The 15866-nt window shown below is 73.2% G+C and carries 15 protein-coding genes; 9 read left to right on the top strand and 6 right to left on the bottom strand.

From position 1 onward, the window contains the following. Window positions 1-36 precede the first annotated feature (36 nt). The 5 genes from ACH4J0_RS11895 to ACH4J0_RS11875 form a co-directional block, all read right to left on the bottom strand. Window positions 37-717, bottom strand: coding sequence for an O-methyltransferase (locus tag ACH4J0_RS11895; protein ID WP_396238839.1), 681 nt, complete (start codon window positions 715-717; stop codon window positions 37-39). An 89-nt stretch (window positions 718-806) separates the two neighbouring features. Continuing rightward, entirely contained in the window at window positions 807-1472 is a 666-nt protein-coding gene (locus tag ACH4J0_RS11890) for a DedA family protein (RefSeq protein ID WP_396238837.1), read from the bottom strand. 319 nt (window positions 1473-1791) lie between these two features. Further along, the gene (locus tag ACH4J0_RS11885; protein ID WP_396238835.1) at window positions 1792-3303 is read right to left on the bottom strand and encodes an NADH-ubiquinone oxidoreductase-F iron-sulfur binding region domain-containing protein; all 1512 of its coding nucleotides are present in this window, start codon (window positions 3301-3303) and stop codon (window positions 1792-1794) included. Then, complete coding sequence (locus tag ACH4J0_RS11880) at window positions 3300-4640, bottom strand: hypothetical protein (protein WP_396238833.1); 1341 nt, start codon at window positions 4638-4640, stop codon at window positions 3300-3302. The genes ACH4J0_RS11885 and ACH4J0_RS11880 overlap by 4 nt, the downstream gene beginning before the upstream one ends. Window positions 4641-4891: 251 nt before the next feature. Continuing rightward, entirely contained in the window at window positions 4892-5017 is a 126-nt protein-coding gene (locus tag ACH4J0_RS11875; protein WP_396238831.1) for a hypothetical protein, read from the bottom strand. Here ACH4J0_RS11875 and ACH4J0_RS11870 point away from each other — a divergent pair. The 9 genes from ACH4J0_RS11870 to ACH4J0_RS11830 all read left to right on the top strand — a co-directional run bounded on the left by ACH4J0_RS11870 (window position 5016) and on the right by ACH4J0_RS11830 (window position 15118). Next, on the top strand, window positions 5016-5417 hold the full coding sequence (locus ACH4J0_RS11870; protein WP_396238829.1) for a hypothetical protein: 402 nt from the start codon (window positions 5016-5018) through the stop codon (window positions 5415-5417). The genes ACH4J0_RS11875 and ACH4J0_RS11870 overlap by 2 nt on opposite strands. A 583-nt stretch (window positions 5418-6000) precedes the next feature. Beyond that, window positions 6001-7791: a hypothetical protein gene (locus ACH4J0_RS11865; protein ID WP_396238827.1), complete on the top strand. Its 1791-nt coding sequence runs from the start codon at window positions 6001-6003 to the stop codon at window positions 7789-7791. 295 nt (window positions 7792-8086) lie between these two features. Beyond that, the gene (locus ACH4J0_RS11860) at window positions 8087-8803 is read left to right on the top strand and encodes a response regulator transcription factor (RefSeq protein ID WP_396238825.1); all 717 of its coding nucleotides are present in this window, start codon (window positions 8087-8089) and stop codon (window positions 8801-8803) included. Next, window positions 8800-10215, top strand: a complete 1416-nt coding sequence (locus ACH4J0_RS11855; protein ID WP_396238823.1) for a sensor histidine kinase — start codon at window positions 8800-8802, stop codon at window positions 10213-10215. Before ACH4J0_RS11860 ends, ACH4J0_RS11855 begins: the two co-directional genes overlap by 4 nt. 423 nt (window positions 10216-10638) lie before the next feature. Continuing rightward, window positions 10639-11544 carry an RICIN domain-containing protein gene (locus ACH4J0_RS11850; RefSeq protein WP_396238821.1) on the top strand — a complete coding sequence of 302 codons (906 nt, stop codon included), beginning with the start codon at window positions 10639-10641 and terminating at the stop codon, window positions 11542-11544. Between the two features lie 450 nt (window positions 11545-11994). Then, a complete protein-coding gene (locus tag ACH4J0_RS11845) occupies window positions 11995-12471 on the top strand; it encodes a hypothetical protein (RefSeq protein WP_396238819.1) in 477 nt (158 codons plus the stop codon). Next, the gene (locus tag ACH4J0_RS11840) at window positions 12434-13669 is read left to right on the top strand and encodes a cytochrome P450 (RefSeq protein ID WP_396238817.1); all 1236 of its coding nucleotides are present in this window, start codon (window positions 12434-12436) and stop codon (window positions 13667-13669) included. Before ACH4J0_RS11845 ends, ACH4J0_RS11840 begins: the two co-directional genes overlap by 38 nt. Window positions 13670-13701: 32 nt before the next feature. After that, window positions 13702-13896 carry a ferredoxin gene (locus tag ACH4J0_RS11835; RefSeq protein WP_396238815.1) on the top strand — a complete coding sequence of 65 codons (195 nt, stop codon included), beginning with the start codon at window positions 13702-13704 and terminating at the stop codon, window positions 13894-13896. Window positions 13897-13930: 34 nt separating this feature from the next. Next, window positions 13931-15118 (top strand): NAD(P)/FAD-dependent oxidoreductase, encoded by a 1188-nt coding sequence (locus ACH4J0_RS11830; protein WP_396238813.1) that lies wholly within the window; start codon window positions 13931-13933, stop codon window positions 15116-15118. Between the two features lie 31 nt (window positions 15119-15149). On the opposite strand, the gene ACH4J0_RS11825 is transcribed toward ACH4J0_RS11830, so the two are convergent. Next, complete coding sequence (locus ACH4J0_RS11825; RefSeq protein WP_396238811.1) at window positions 15150-15776, bottom strand: TetR family transcriptional regulator; 627 nt, start codon at window positions 15774-15776, stop codon at window positions 15150-15152. Window positions 15777-15866: the final 90 nt, after the last annotated feature.

Here is a 15866-nt window from a genome sequence, read left to right as displayed (position 1 = left end):
CTCCGCTCCTTCTCTCTCGCCTTGCGCCGTGTTCGGTCAGCTCTGCACGCGGACCAGGGTGAACCCGTCGTAGCCCTTGCTGCCCACCGTCTGGACGGACGTCCCGGTGACCCTCGGCTCGGCGGCGATCAGTTCGTGCAGGGCGCGGGTGCCGACGACCGCCGGGTCGGTGCTGGCGGCGTCGGCGATCGCGCCGCCGCGCACCACGTTGTCGACGATGATCAGCGAGCCCGGCCCGGTCAGCTGGAGCGCCCGGCAGAAGTACTCGGGGTTGCTCGGCTTGTCCGCGTCGATGAACACCAGGTCGAAGGGCTCCTCGCCGTGGTCCACCAGCGCCGCCAGCGAGTCGGCGGCCCGGCCGACCCGCACCTCGGCGACCTCCGCCAGCCCGGCGCGGGCCAGGTTGCCGCGCGCCACCTCGGCGTGCCCGGGGTCGAGCTCCAGGGAGATCAGGGTGCCGTCGGCGGGCAGCGCCCGCGCCAGCCAGATCGTGCTGTAGCCGCCGAGCGTGCCGACCTCCAGGATCCGGCGCGCGCCCTGGGTCAGCGCCAGCAGGTGCAGCAGCTTGCCCTGGTTGGGCGCCACCGCGATCTTCGGAAGCCCGGCGGCGTCGGCGGCGGCCGTGGCGGCCTCCAGCGCCGGGTCGTGCCCGACCAGTTGCTCGGAGAGGTACGCGTCCACGGCGTTCCACGTCGTCTGCTGCGTCGGCTGCGTCATCGGGCCCTCCAGTGGTGCAAGATCGGCAGGTTCCCGCCGATGCTACTCCGGGGGCCCGACGACGGGACCGCTACTCGTCACTCTCCGTACTACTCGGCGACGGCGGCCTTCGCGGCATCGGCGGCCTTCGCCGCCTCCTCCGCCTCGATCTTCGCGTGGGTCTTCGCGGCCCGGCGCTTCATCACCCAGGCCGAGACGGCACCCACCACCACGGCCGCCGCCAGACCCGCCCAGGAGAACCGGGACAGCCACGGCTCGATGGCCTTGCCCACCTTGTAGACCAGCAGCGTCGTGCCACCGGCCCAGATCACGCCACCCAGCACGTTGGCGATCAGGAACTTCCAGTACGGCATCTTCAGCGCGCCCGCCAGCGGACCGGCGAAGATGCGCAGCAGCGCGATGAAGCGGCCGAAGAAGACCGCCCACATGCCCCACTTCTGGAAGGAGCGCTCGGCGGTGGCCAGGTGCGAGGGCCCGAAGTGCTTGGGGAACTTCCGCCCCAGCTTCTCGAAGAGCGGCTTGCCCCCCTTGCGGCCGATCGAGTACCCGATCGAGTCGCCGATGATCGCGCCCGCGACCGCGCAGGCCGCGATCCCCCACGGGCTCACCACGCCCTTGACCGCCATCAGGCTCGCCGTGACCAGCGCGATCTCACCGGGCAGCGGGATGCCCAGCGATTCGATCCCGATGATCAGACCGATCAGGGCGTACACCGCAGTCGGTGGGACGCTCTCGATCCAGGCGTCGATGTGCAAGGCCAGCACCTCCGTGGCAGGTCGGAACGGCACCGGCTCCCCGTGGAGCCGAACACCCGTCCCGGCGGTTGTCCGATGGCGGCACCAGGCCGCTCCCCCGGGGCGCAGCCTAACGTGCCGAGCGGCCCTTCCCCCGGCCGATCACCCCTGGTTACGACGTGCGCCCCCGCGCCAATGGTTCCAGCCTGACCAGCATTCCTTCAAGATTGGGCAAAACGTCTTGCGGCCACCGCCGGAGACTGCATGATCCACCACGGCCCGCCCTCCCGCGCGCCCGTCGGCCGGTTGGAGGACCGATCCTGTCGGCCGGCCGCCCGGTTCAGGGCCCGGGGGCAGAGAGGCGCAGGGCCAGGGCCGGGCACCGGTTGACCGCGCGCTTGGCGGACAGCGTCGACCAGACCGGTACGGGGCCCTCGCCGACCACGGGGAAGCCGTACCGGTCGAGGGTGATCAGCTCCGGGGCGACGTCGGCGCACAGGCCGTGCCCGTCGCACAGCGCCCAGTCCACCTTCAGGTTCACTCGGCCGTCCCGGGCAGCGTCCCGGTCCGGGGCCCAGGGCGCGGTCGGCAGCACGGCGCGCACGCGCCGCCCGCAACCGGCGCGCTCGGTGTGCGCACGGACGTCCTCCGCGAAGACGCTGAGCGCGGACCGGACGAACCCGGCGGAGCCGTCGGGGTGGGAGCAGGCGCCCTGTCCCACCACTGCGACGGCGAGCCGGCGGACCTCCTCCACCGCACCGCTGCCGCCGCCGGTGACCACCGCGCCGAAGGCCCGCGCCAGCTCCGGCAGTCCGCGTCGGCAGGGACCGCACTGCCCCGCGGACTCCGCGGCCAGCCATTGGACGATCCGGTGCGCCTCGCCCAGCGGACAGGTGTCCTCGGGCAGCGGGATGACGATCCCGGCGCCGAACGTTCCGCCGGACCGCCGCATACCGGCCCGCGAGCAGGGAGCGGACGCCGCCGACGCCGCGTCCAGGAACATCCCGTGGTAACCGCCGACCAGCACGCCTTGCCCCGGCCCGGTCCCGCAGGCGTCCAGCACCGCGAGGAGCGGGGTCCCGGCGGGGGCCTCCACGACCACGGGCCGTCGGGCGCCCGGGCGGTTGACCGTGAGCAGCACCGTTCCGGGCTCATCCGCCGGGCCGACGGCGCAGTACGCCTCCGCGCCGAGTCGGGCGGCGACGGCCAGTTGGGCGTACGTCTCGGCGTTGGACAACAGTGTCGGCAGCCCGTCGACGCCACCGGGCCCGCCGTCGGAGGAGCGGACCTTGCGGCTCGGCGGCAGGGCGACCAGCCCGTTGATCCCGCGGATCAGCGCACCGGACTCGCCGGAGACGAAGCGTGCCGGCTGCTGCACGACCCGGATCGGCAGCCGGGAACGGCGCTCCGCGACCGCCGAGGGCATCGAGGTGACACCCGGGCTGCCCTCGTCCACACCGACGGCGACGCTCTCGGCGCGCAGCGCCTCTCCGACCAGCAGCGCGCCGTCCAGGACGAGGTGCGGGGCCCGGGCGAGCAGCATCCGGTCCTTGGCGCTGCCCGGCTCGCCCTCGGTGGCGTTGACGACGACGGCCGGGGGCAGGCGCCGGCGCCGGGCGGAGTCGATCACCGCCTGGAGCTTGCGGGCGAAGGGGAAGGCCGCGCCGCCCTTCCCGGTCAGTGCGATCCGTCGGGCGAGCTCGGCCAACTCCGGCGCGCCGTACCGGGGCAGCGGGCCGTGGACGGCCAGGTGGGCCTCGTAGCCCATCCGGATGTACTGGTCGAGCCCGGCGGTGAGCCGGGGCGGGCCCATCCGGATCACCTCGGGGCCTTCCGTGCCGGCGGCCGTCATCGGTCCTGCCAGGAGCCGGCGCCGTACTCGAAGGGCTGGGTGTGGACGGGTTGGTACCAGTAGCCGGGGCTGGGCCAGGCCGCTTCCGCGGGCGGGAACGACGGACCGGTGTCGGGTCCCTGCGGGTGTCCGGGGTAGCCGGGGTAACCGGGGTAGCCGGCGAAAGCCTGGGGCGGGTACGGCCAGGCATCCGGCTGCGGCTGCGGCTGCGGCTGGAGGTACTCGGCCTGCTGTGGGTACCACGTCGACTCGACGGGGTACTGCTGGCCCCAGACGCCCAGCATCGCGGCGCGTTCACCGGCGTTCCAGGCATCCGCTGTGAAGTTGGCCCGCTGGTAAGGCTGTTGCTGCTGGAACGCCGCCTGCTCGGCCAGGTACTGCTGACGGCCGGCGTCGAGGAGGGCGTTCAGCTCGCCGGTGTCCCACGCCGTGGCGGCCGCGTCCACGAGCGGCGGGACGGACGCGGTGGCGGCCGTCGCGGATTCCGGCGCCGCCGCCGGTCGGGCGTCCGGCACCTCCACGTCCAGGGCCAGCAGCGCGGAGGACTCGCCGAAGACGGGCAGTTGGTCGCCGATCGGCGGGCGGTCCGCCCCTTCCCCCGCACCGATCAGGTCCACGGCCATCAGACGACGGTTGACGCCGATGCCGGTGGTGTTGCGTCCCGCTCCGTGCAGGAACTTGACGAGCAGCACCAGTGCCACGACGGCCATGTTGACGCCGTACGACCACACGACCCAGGCGCTGGCCGGCCGACCGGCCTCCAGCCCGTGCGCGAGGGCGAGCGGCCACGAGGCGTAGGCGACCCAGTGCAGCGGTCGCCACAACCGGGTGAGACGGGGGTCGTTGGCGAAGCGGCCGCGCAGGGCGCCGGTCAACGCGGCCAGGACCAGGAGCTCTCCGGCGATGGTGCCGACGCCGACCACGAAGCCGGTGCCGGAGGCGAACGGCACCACCGCCGCCGCCGGAGCGGCGTGGCCCTCGGCGACCTTGTCGGCGATGTGGATCACCAGTGTCACCACCGCGGTCACGGAGACGGCGCGGTGCAGTGCCTGCACGGCGACCCGGTGGCGCGGCGTCAGCAACCGCCGTTCGGCGGCCAGGAGTCCGAGCGTGACGCTCCCGCTGAGCGCCATCAGCGTCAGCACGCCGAGGAAGAAGTCGACGAACCGGTGCACCGCCTCCGTGCCGCTGCGGTTGTGCGCGGTCGCGGGGAGCTGGAGCGCCTGCAGCACCGTGGCGACCACGGCGAGCACCACCACGAGTGCGGTGATCAGGATCGGCGCCGGGGGCCTGGGCAGCTCCGGTGCGGTGCCGGCGGCGGCCGCGCGGAGTCTCACCGCGGCGTACCGCGGGGACCGGCGGCGTGGCCTCGTCGAATTCCTCAAGCTCTGTCCTTGTCCAGGGGTGGTGTCGGTGGCGGTGGTGGCGGTGGTGGCGGTGGTTGACACGGCGGTCGGCGCGGCACCCGGTGCAGCGGAGAGTGGAGCCCGGCGGAACACGACGTGGGCCCCGCGTCGCCCGGGGAAGGCGGGAAGCCCGCTGCCTGGGTGCCGGCGCCTCCGGCGTCCGGTGGGTGGCGCGTGGCGTCCTACCAGTGGTTGCCGTAGACCGGCGTGGGGACGGCGCCCGTCGCGGTCGGCATGCCGGTGGGCGGACGGGTCTCGCCCGGGGCCGGCTTGCCGGTGGGCGGGTCGGTCCGGCCGGGCGTTGGCATGGCGGTCGGCATCTCACTCGGCCCGGTGGCCGGCCGACCGGTGGGCGTCCCGGTCGGCCTGCTGGGCTTACCACCCGACTTCAGCGTCGGCATTCCGACCGGTGTGGTGGGGGGCGTTCCGGTCGGCGTGCCCACGGATCCGGATGTCGGCCTCCCGGACGCCTCACCGGCCGGCGTCGCACTCGGCACGCCGTGCGTCCCGGCGTCCGACGGTGTCGGAGCGGCGGACGGCGCGGCCGTCGGGACGGTGGGAGTGCACGCCACGGCCAGCAGGGAGGCCCCGACGGCGAGGAGGAGGTACGACATCCGTCGGCGGCTGGGCACTCGGCCGCCTCCACCGCGCAGGAGGAGAGAAGTGGTCCGGGATGAGAGTTCCATGGCTGCGATCCCTTCGGGATGAGCGATTCCGACGAGTGCTGTGAGTGCGGTACGAACCGGAACCGGAACCGGAACCGGAGCCAACGGGCCCGACCAGCGGGGCGGGGCTTGCGGGCCCGAATGCCGGTGCCCGGCGGGCGGCAAGTCGGCAGGGGGCGGGTGAGGCGGGTCCGTGGCGGTGTGCCGGGGCGGGCCCGGTGAGGAAGACCGTACGGCCCGTCGGCCCGCCGGAAACACCGTCAGCGCGGAACTTTCGGTTTCCCTAAGGGAGCGCTCACGCCGGGTTCACGTCGGTACCGCCGGGGGGGTGCGCGCACGAGGGCAGCGGCCCGTCGGATGAGCTGTTCCTTAGGCGACTTTTAGGGGATCTCGTGGCCGGAGGCCTCGGCACTTCCCGCCTCGTACGATCGAACTCATCTGGGGTCCAGGCAGGTTGAGCACCGCTCTGCGCCTGCCGCCCCGAAGCGGACTTCCCCGTGGACCCAGCACCGGTCCGCGTGCGGCTGCTCCCCGCCCCCCCTCATCGCGCCGTCACGGCATCCTGCCGGAGGTCTCACATGACTCCACGATCCGCTCATCACCGTTCTCGCGGCCGAGGCCGCCGGGTGACCAGGCTCGGACTGGGCCTCGCCGCCGTACTCAGCACCGGCGTCGCCCTCCTGAGCGTCTCCTTCGCCGCCACGACGCCGGCCGCCCCGCACGCCGGGGCGCCGGTCCAGCCCAACCCGAACTGCACCATCAAGGTCCCGGCCGACCCCCTCACCGCCCGTGGCCTGGCGACGCCCTACACGCTGGAGGCCACCGATCCGGCCCAGGGAGCCTGCCACGAGTCCAACGGCAACCAGTCGGCGTTCGTCCAGGCCACCGTCCTCGACCCGGCCAGCGGCGCGATCTCCGTCTACAGCCCGCTGGTCACCGACAAGGGGACCGTCCCCGCCGTGGCCCCGGTCGTCCCCGTACTGCCGGCGAACGCCGTGGTGGGCATCTGGTTCGGCTACAACGGCAACGTCCTGACCCTGGCCGGCCGTGCCGCCGCCGGGAAGTGCGTCGGCGGCACGCCGGGGGGCCAGCCCTTCGGCCAGTTCGCCTACTGCAACGCCCCGGCCTTCTTCACCGCCGCCAACGCCGCCGAGGCGGCCGGCAGGCTCACGGTCCCGCCGCTGGGCACCGCCCGCGACGGCAGGCCCTGCCCGACCACGCGTGATTTCGGCGTGGTCGACCAGGACCAGAGCGACAACGTCACCACGGAGTACCTGGCCACCCCCCAGGGCGCGACCGCCCAGAAGAGCGCGAAGAACCTCGCCGCCATGAGCGGCGGAGGGGCCGCGCGACCTGCTGCCCTGCTCAACGGCAGCGACAACCTGCTGCTCGACAACTTCCTCGACCCCGCCCTGGGTTGCACCCCGTGGACGGCCCCCGACCTCGCCGACCCCGGCAGCAGGGTCACCTCGCTCGCGCTCAACGAACTCCAGGCCGCCAAGTACCAGGCGGCGCCCGTCGCGCTCGTTCCGCTCAGCGATCCCATGGCCAACGAGAACAACCAGCGGAACCGGAACAAGACCAACCTCTACCGGGCGGGCGTCGACCAGCCCGCCCTGGGCACCGCCGCCGACGGCGACCCGACGGCGTACTGCGGCAACCTCACCACCCTGGGCGCCGGGCGCATCAACCTCGACAAGGTGTTCACCACAGCCGTGCCCTCACCCCAGGACGGCCAGAACCTCTTCGACTTCCTCACCCAGCGCCTCGCCACCTCCCTCACCAACCTCGGCTGCCGGCAGCCGACCCCGACCACCACCGGCCCCGCCCCGACCACCCGGCCCACGGCCAGCCCCACCGCCACCGCGACCCCGACTGTCAGGCCCACCGCCAGCGCCACCGCGACCGTCAAGCCCACTGCGAGCCGAACCGTCAGGCCGAGCCCCACGCGGCCGTCCCCCACCTGCACCCCGGCGCAACTGCTCGGCAACCCCGGCTTCGAGACCGGCGACGCCTCGCCCTGGACGGCGACCCCCGCCGTGATCGAGAACGCCGACGGGAGGCTGCCCCACTCGGGCAACTGGGACGCCTGGCTCGACGGCTACGACTCCCCCGCGACCGACACCCTCTCCCAGCAGGTGACCGTCCCGGCCGGCTGCAAGGCCGGCCTCAGCTTCTGGCTGCACGTCGAGAGCGCCAACCCGTCCACCGGCGCGGACACCCTGACCGTCACGGCCGACTCGACCACCCTGGCCACCTACACCAACCGGGACGCCGCCGACGGCTACGTCCGCAGGACCCTCGACCTCTCCGCCTTCGCCGGCAAGAAGGTGACGATCACCTTCACCGGCGTCCAGGCCACGGGCGCCGAGCTGACCAGCTTCGTGATCGACGACATCGCCCTCGACGTCTCCTGACCACACCGCCGGCGCTTCTCCGGCCGGGCACCGGCCCCCGGTGGACGCAGCGGGTGCTGCGCCCACCGGGGCCCTACACGAGGTGGGCCGGAACCGCCTACCGGACCACGGCTTAAGGAACAGCTAAGACTCGGCTAAACTTCTCCGAATTCCCTCCTCATTACCCCTTTGACCAGCGGAAACGCCTCGGAACCGGAGCCCTGGCCGACCGGCCGGCCCCGGCGTGCCCGCCGCTGCCCGCCCACCGGTTCGAAGTCGGCTCGACCGGATCCGCCCGTCGGCTACGGTGTGCGCCATGACGACCGTCCTCGTCGTGGAAGACGACCCCGCCATCCGCGCCTCCCTGATCGAGCTGCTGGCCGGCCATCAGCTGGTGGTGCGCAGTTCACCCGACGGATTCGGCGCGCTGCGCGAGGTCGCCCAGTGGAAGCCGGACGCGGTGGTGCTGGACCTCGGCCTGCCGGACCTCGACGGCGCCGACGCCCTGAAGATGATCCGCGGACTGTCCCAGGTCCCGGTGCTGGTCGCGACCGCACGGGACGACGACGCCGAGATCATCAAGCTGCTCAACGCGGGTGCGGACGACTACCTGGTCAAGCCGTTCTCCGGCGGGCAGTTGCTCGCCCGGCTGACCGCCGTCCTGCGCCGATGCGCGGGCCCGGCCCACGCCTTCGGCTCCCGGAGCGGCGGGGCCCCCGTCGCGGACCGGGGGCCGCAGGTGCTGGGCGAGCTGCGGATCGACCCGCTCGCCCGGACGGTCCACCTGGCCGGCCGCGAAATCGGTCTGACCCGGCGCGAGTTCGACCTCCTGTCGTTCCTGGCGCTGAACGCCGACCGGGTGGTCTCCAAACGGCAGCTGCTCGCCGAAGTGTGGCGGCAGCCGTACGTGGACGAGCAGACCGTGGACGTGCACTTGTCGTGCCTGCGCCGGAAGTTGGGCGAGCGCGCCGCCCGCCCGCGCTTCCTGCACACGGTCCGGGGCGTCGGAGTGAAGCTGGTGTCGCCCCGGTGAGATCCGCCCTCGCCACGGTGGCACTCGCGGTGACGGTCCTGGTCACCGTGTCGTTCCTCGTCCCGCTCGCCCTGCTGCTGCGCACTCACGTCCAGACCGAGGCGATGCTCGCCGCCGAACAGCGTGTCGACACCGCGATTCCGCTGCTGGCACTGGCCCCCGACCCGGCCGATCTCGCCGCGGCGGTGGCCCGCACCGACCCCGCGGGCCAGCTCTGCATCCATCTGCCCGACGGCAGTCGAGCGGGCACCACCCGCGCCGGCGCGCAGCTGCTGAGCCGGGCGGTGCAGGGCAGGACCGCCCTGACCGCCGACGCTCCCGGAGGCCGGGACTACCTCCAGCCCGTCATGCTCGGCCACGACCAGGTCGCCGTCATCGAGGAGTTCGTGCCCGACAGCGAGCTGAACCGCGGACTGAGCCGGGCCTGGACCGTCATGGCCCTGCTCGCCACCGGTCTGGTGATCGGGTCGGTGCTGGTCGCCGATCGGCTCGGCGCCCGCGTGGTACGCGCCTCGCGCAAGCTCTCCCACGCGGCAGCGGCCCTCGGCGCGGGCGACCTCGCCGTCCGCGTCGAACCCGCCGGTCCGCCCGAACTCCGGGCGGTGGGCGACGCCTTCAACACCATGGCCGACCGGGTCAGGCAGCTACTGGCGACGGAACGGGAGCTGGTCGCCGACCTGTCGCACCGGCTCCGCACCCCGATGACGGCGCTGCGCCTCGCCGCCGAACGGATCGGCCCGGCCCCGGTCGCACCCCAGCTGGCGAAGGCGGTCGAACAACTCGAGGACGAACTCGATGCGATCATCGTCGCCGCCCGCACGCCCCTGTCCACCAGGCCCGCCGGGGCGCACCCCGGTATCGCGCCCGGCGACCCCGGTACCCGGCCGACCGGCCCGGCCCCGGGTGAGTCCTGCCAGGTGTCCGAGGTCGCCGCCCACCGCGTCGGCTTCTGGGCCGTCCTCGCCGAGCAACAGGGCCGGGTCTGCACGTTCGAGGCGACGGACGAACCGACGCCCGTCCAGCTTCCGGGCGACCACGTCGCCGCGGTGGTCGACGCGCTGGTCGGCAACGTCTTCCGGCACACCCCGGACGGCACCCGCTTCGCCGTGAGCGTACGGCGGACCGCGCAGAGCGTCGTCCTGGTGGTCGAGGACGACGGCCCCGGCATCACGGACCCGGTCGCCGCGCTCTCCCGGGGCGCCAGCGGCGCCGGATCGACCGGCCTCGGGCTGGACATCGCGCGCAGCGCGGCGGAATCGACCCGGGGCCGCCTCCGCATCGGGTGCGGCCCGCTGGGCGGAGCACGGGTGGAGGTGGACCTCGCACTGGCGGACCGGAACCGGCGCCCCCTGCGCCGCCCTTGGCGCAACCGCCACCGCGGAGCGCAGAGACCGCGCAGCCGGCACGGGTGAGGACCGAACACGGCAGACGTCGATCCACCGCCCCTCTCGCTTCGTGAACTGACCGTCGATCAGCTTCCGTCCACCACCGTGATAGGTTCCGCCTCCCGCCGAGGTTCGCCGCCCGGGCCCCGGCGGCGCCTGGTCCGGAGCCCCACAGGGAACTGTGACCCATGGATCCCCCTGGTCAAGGGCCGGACGAGATGCCCCACCCGCGGCATTCTCCGGCCCGCGGCAACCCGGCCCCGTCCTCGCACCCGGGGCCGAGCAGTGACTGTTCGACCACATGCCTTCCCACCGGCATGCTCAGGAGTGAAGATGCCACATTCGGGGACCGCGACGATCCCGGCAGCCGATTCGGCCGATCGGGTTCCAGGCCGCCGGCAGCGGGACGAGCCCACCGCCACCAGGTCGGCGCGCCGCCACCAGGAAGCCGTGGCCGCGCCCAACGGTCCGGAGTCCGACGAGCCCGCGCCCGTCGCCCCCGGTCGCAGCCGGCGCCTGCGCCGACCGGCGCGCACCGATGGTCGCACCGGCCGACGCCTGCTCATACCCCTTGCCTCGGCCACCGCCGGCGCCCTCGCCGCACTCGCCATCGCCGGCCTCCTCCTCAGCACGGTGGAGGGGGCCGGTGAACACCCCCTGCCGGTCGACGCCCCGACCCTGTCCGCCACCGGCAGGACGCTGCCGGCCCAGGGCTTCGACGACGCGTCACCGGAAATCGGCTCGGCCGCGATGGCCACCGTTTCTCCCACCGCATCCCCCTCGACCGCGGCGCCCACCGGGACCTCCGCACCTTCCGTGCAGCCGGCAGCCGCCACGTCCGTCGACACCACCCCGTCCACCGCGCCACCGGCCGCCCCCGCGCCACCGGTCGTCGGCGGGCTTCCGCTCGTCAACCACGGCTCGGGGCTCTGCATCGGCCTCACGACCAGTACCCGGGCCGCCGGCCCCTTCCAGCTCCAGCTCCAGCAGTGCAACGGCCAGGCCACCCAGCACTGGCAACGGCTACCGGCCGGAGAGGACACTTACCAGCTGCGCAACACCGCCACCGGAACCTGTCTCGACGGCACCACCGCGGGCGGAAACAGCGTCACCGTCACCCTTCAGACGTGTCGGTCCGACACCGGGCGTGCCGAGCAGCTCTGGCGGTTCGCACCCGACGCCCAGGAGGACACCTTCCGCCTCGTGTTCGTCCCACGAGTCCCCTCCAGCGACTACTCCGCGCACCTGCTGGGCCCGCAGGAGTGGTCGAAGGCGGACCCCCCGCACCCGGGATCGCTCCTGGTCCACCTGCCGGACTACTACGACTCCGACAGCTTCGTCTTCACCATGGGCTGACCAGGACCCGTTCGCGGAGCGGCCCTGGCGCGGCGACCCGCCAATCCGCCCCACGGCATCGGCGGCACCCGGTACCCGTGGCCACGCGTCTTCCCCGCCAGGGTGAGTCGGCTGAACCAGCGCGGCATGGAGTCCAGCACGAGCGAGCCGCCCGGGAGGCGCTCCGCGCAACCCGCGACCAGTGACCTCACCCGGGACGGCGGAAGGTACACCAGCAGACCCCGCGCGACGCGAACACCTGCCCGATGAAGCTCTGACGTGCGAGAACGACGCTTTCTGCGGCAGCTCCGCAACGAACTCGGCGCGCCCCGCGCACAACACCCAGCGCCCTGCCCTCTTCGCTGACGCTCGTCGAAGGCCGAATCGGACACGCCTGTCGGTCCGGGTGTCGCAGCGGCTCCACGGGCAGCACATCTTGACACTTGTGCCACTTTCTCTATTGTGGCAGTTGTGCCACTTTTCAGATTCCGGGGCGGTGTCCCGGGCCGTCGCCTGATCCACATCGGCTATGCGGCGGCCGGGGCCTATTTCGGCTGGCGCTGGGCGTTCGTGGAGCACGGCCCCGCATGGCAGCGTGCCCTGCACTCGCTGGCCCTGATGGCTGTGCTCGCCACCCTGGCGCAGGCGCTCAGATGGCAGCGCCGCCGCCGCAGGGGCCAGGTCGGACCGCTCCGACTGCCGCTGCGAAACCTGATTCTGGGCAAGGTGCTGCTGGTCGTCCTGGCGCTCGGCGCCGGGCTCGTCCTCGACCGGTGGACGCCGGACGCCCAACTGATCGTGGGATCGGGCCTGTTCCTTGCGATCGCGCTCGTCGGGCCGGCCCTGCACCGACGGCATGCCGCCATGCCCGCAGGCCTCCCGTCCCCCGCAGAAACCACTGGAGGAATCCATGACCGACGCCATCGTCAACCCTGCAGTCCCGAGTGACCTGCCCGGCCTGCCCAGGCAGCGTGGCTGCCCCTTCGACCCAGCGCCCGAGTACGCCCGGCTGCGCGAGCAGGCTCCGATCAGCCGGATCTCCTTCCCCAGCGGCGGCTCCGGCTGGCTGGCCACCCGGTACGAGGACGTCCGCGCGATACTGGCCGACCCCAGGTTCAGCTCACGACTGAGCACCGCCGCGCCACACGTCCGCCCCGCGCCGACGGCCCTGCCCGAGCAGCCACTCCCGGGGGCACTGCTGCGCCTGGACGAACCGGAACACGCCCGGTACCGGCGCCCGGTCATGCGGGCGTTCACCGTCAAGCGCGTCCAGCAGCTCCGGCCGCGGATCCAGCAGATCGTCGACGAGCGCCTGGACGCGATGGAACGGCGTGGCGGGCCGGTCGACCTGGTCGCCGAACTCGCTCTACCGGTCACCTCGTTGGTCATCTGCGAACTACTCGGCGTCGACTACGACGACCGCGAGACCTTCCACGGCCTGGCCGGCCGACTGCTGGCCATCGAATCCTCGCCCGAGCAGGCACAGCAGGCCAGGGCGGACCTCGCCTCCTTCATCTCCACCCTGGTCGCCGCCAAGCGCGAGCAGCCGGGGGACGACCTGCTCAGCGGCCTGATCGCCGAGGCCGACGCCGATCCGGACAGCCCGCTGACCGACATCGCGGTCACCGTCCTGGGCTCGCTTCTGCTGATCGCCGGCCACGAGACCACCGCCAACATGATCGCGCTCGGTAGCCTGGCGCTGCTGGAGTCCCCCGACCAGCTCGCCGCCCTCCGCAGGGACCCGGCCCTGGCCGACCGAGCGGTCGAGGAACTGCTGCGCCATCTGACGATCATCCAGTTCGGCCTGGTCCGGGTGGCGGCCCAGGACCTCACCGTCCGCGGCTTGTCGATCAAGGCCGGCGAGTACGTCGTGGCCTCACTTCCCTCGGCCAACCGCGACCCCGGCCTCGGCATCACGGACCCGGACCGGCTGGACATCACCCGCGACCCCGCCGCCCACGTCGCCTTCGGCTACGGCCCCCACCAGTGTCTGGGCCAGCAACTCGCCCGCGCCGAACTCCAGATCACGCTCACCTCGCTGTTCGCCCGTTTCCCGGGCCTGCGACTGGCCGTCCCGGCCGACCAGCTGCCGTTCCGCGACGACATGATCATCTACGGCCTGCACCAGCTGCCCGTCACCTGGTGAACCACGCCCCGACACCCCAGCAAGGACACCGCATGCGTATCACCCTCGACCAGGACCGCTGCTGCGGCGCGGGCACCTGCGTCATGACCGCTCCCGAGGTCTTCGACCAGCGCGACGACGGCATCGCCGTCCTCCTCGACCCCGACCCGCCCACGCACCTGGACACTCCGGTCCGAGACGCGGCCGCTCGCTGCCCCGCCGCCGCCATCCGGGTGGACGCCCGGTGAGCGAGCACACCCCGGTACCCCGCAAGGCCGGCGCATGAGCACCGCGCTGCGTCGCGTGGTCGTGGTCGGCGCCTCCGCCGCCGGGCTCACGGCGGCGGAAACACTCCGCCGCGAGGGCTACCACGGCCGACTGACCCTGATCGGCGAGGAACCCCACCTCCCGTACGACAGACCGCCGTTGTCCAAGCAGATCCTGGCCGGCGACTGGCAGCCGACCGCCTCGGCCCTGCGCGGCCCGGACGACTACACCCGGCTCGATCTCGACCTACGGCCCGGCCGCCGGGCCGTAGCACTCGACCCCGACCGGCGCGGTGTCCGACTCGACGACGGCACGAGCCTCGACTACGACGGGCTGATCATCGCCACCGGTGTCACGCCCCGCCGACTCCCCAGCGGGCACGACCTCCACGGCGTCCACGTCCTGCGCACCCTGGACGAAGCCCTTCGTCTGCGCCAACACCTGCTGCGCCGGCCCACGCTCGCCGTCGTCGGCGGCGGGTTCACCGGCTCCGAGGTCGCCGCCACCGCCCGTACCCTCGGCTTGGAGACCACCCTGATCTGCCAGGGCCCCTCCCCGCTCGCCGAACGCCTTGGCCCAGACCTGGGCCGCATGGTGGCCCAGCTCCACACCGACCACGGCGTACGGCTGCGCGCCGGCGCGCGGGTCACCTCCCTGATCGGATCACACGGGCAGGTGGCGGCGCTGCGGCTGACCGACGGCTCCCTGGTGGAAGCCGACGCCGTGGTGGTGGCCATCGGCTCGACACCCGCCACCGACTGGCTGCGCGGCAGCGGCCTGCGCATCGGCGACGGCGTCCTCTGCGACGCCTACTGCCGGGCCGCGCCGGGCGTCTACGCCGCCGGAGACGCCGCCCGCTGGTACCACCCACGCCTCGGCGGCACCCTGCGGCTGGAGCACCGTACCAACGCCGCCGAGCAGGCCATCGCCGCAGCACGCAATCTGCTCGGCGCCCACGAACCGTACGCACCGCTCCCCTACTTCTGGAGCGACCAGTACGACGCCAGGATCCAGGCGTACGGGACGTGCACCGCCGACGCGAAGGTCGAGGTGGTTCAGGGCGATCCGGAGGAACGTTCCTTCGTCGCCCTCTACCACACGCAGGGCCGTGTCACCGGCGCGCTCGGCTGGAACAGCCCCCGGGCGCTGCGCTCCCACCTCCCGGCCCTCACCCGTCCCGACGAAGCGGACCTGGCCGGCTGACCGGTGGTGGCCCGGGGCGGGCGCGCAACCGTCACAGGTCCGCGCTCGCCTCGGCCAGCACCGCGAACGCGGTCGGTAGCAACCGGGCGAAGGCGCCGACCGGCACCTCCTCGGTCTTGCGTCGCTCCCGCACCGTACGAACCACCGCACGCACCGCCGACATCGCCGTCATCGCCACCACGGCAGCTCGCAGATCCACGTCAGGGCCTGGCGGCAACCGCTCCATGAGCAGCTTGGTGAGCCGGCTCTCCAACTGCACGAAGGCGTACACCAGCCGGTCCGTCACCAATGCCTCCGCGCCCTCGATCGGATGGGCCAGCGCGACCAGCGTGGTCTGCGGGGCACTGGCCACCGCCGCCAGCACCGCCTCGCGCAACGCGACCAACGCGGGTTCCCCGTGCGGGCGGCTGGCCAGCTCGCGCACCATCCGGTCGAACGACTCCGCGAGATCCGGCAGCAGCAGGTCCTCCTTGCTGTCGAAGTAGCGGAAGAACGTCCGCGGCGACACCCCGGCCGCCTCGACGATCTCCGCGACCGTCGTCTCGGCGAACCCGCGCTCGGCGAACAGCCGCGCGGCCGCGGCACGCAGCGCCTCCCGGGTCTCGGCCTTCTTGCGTTCCCGCAGCCCAGCGGAAGGGGTGCCATCGGATCGAGCCATGCCAGAACAGTACGCGAGACGACCGCTACGCCGGTCAGCGGGCACGTACGTCCGAAGCCGCACGTCGCAACGGCTGATCAGTGTGTGGCT

It is taken from the genome of Kitasatospora sp. NPDC017646 (assembly GCF_044329365.1).
Classification (GTDB): Bacteria; Actinomycetota; Actinomycetes; order Streptomycetales; family Streptomycetaceae; genus Kitasatospora.
Note: the sequence above shows the minus strand (reverse complement) of the source record. Positions and strands in the feature narration are given on the sequence as shown.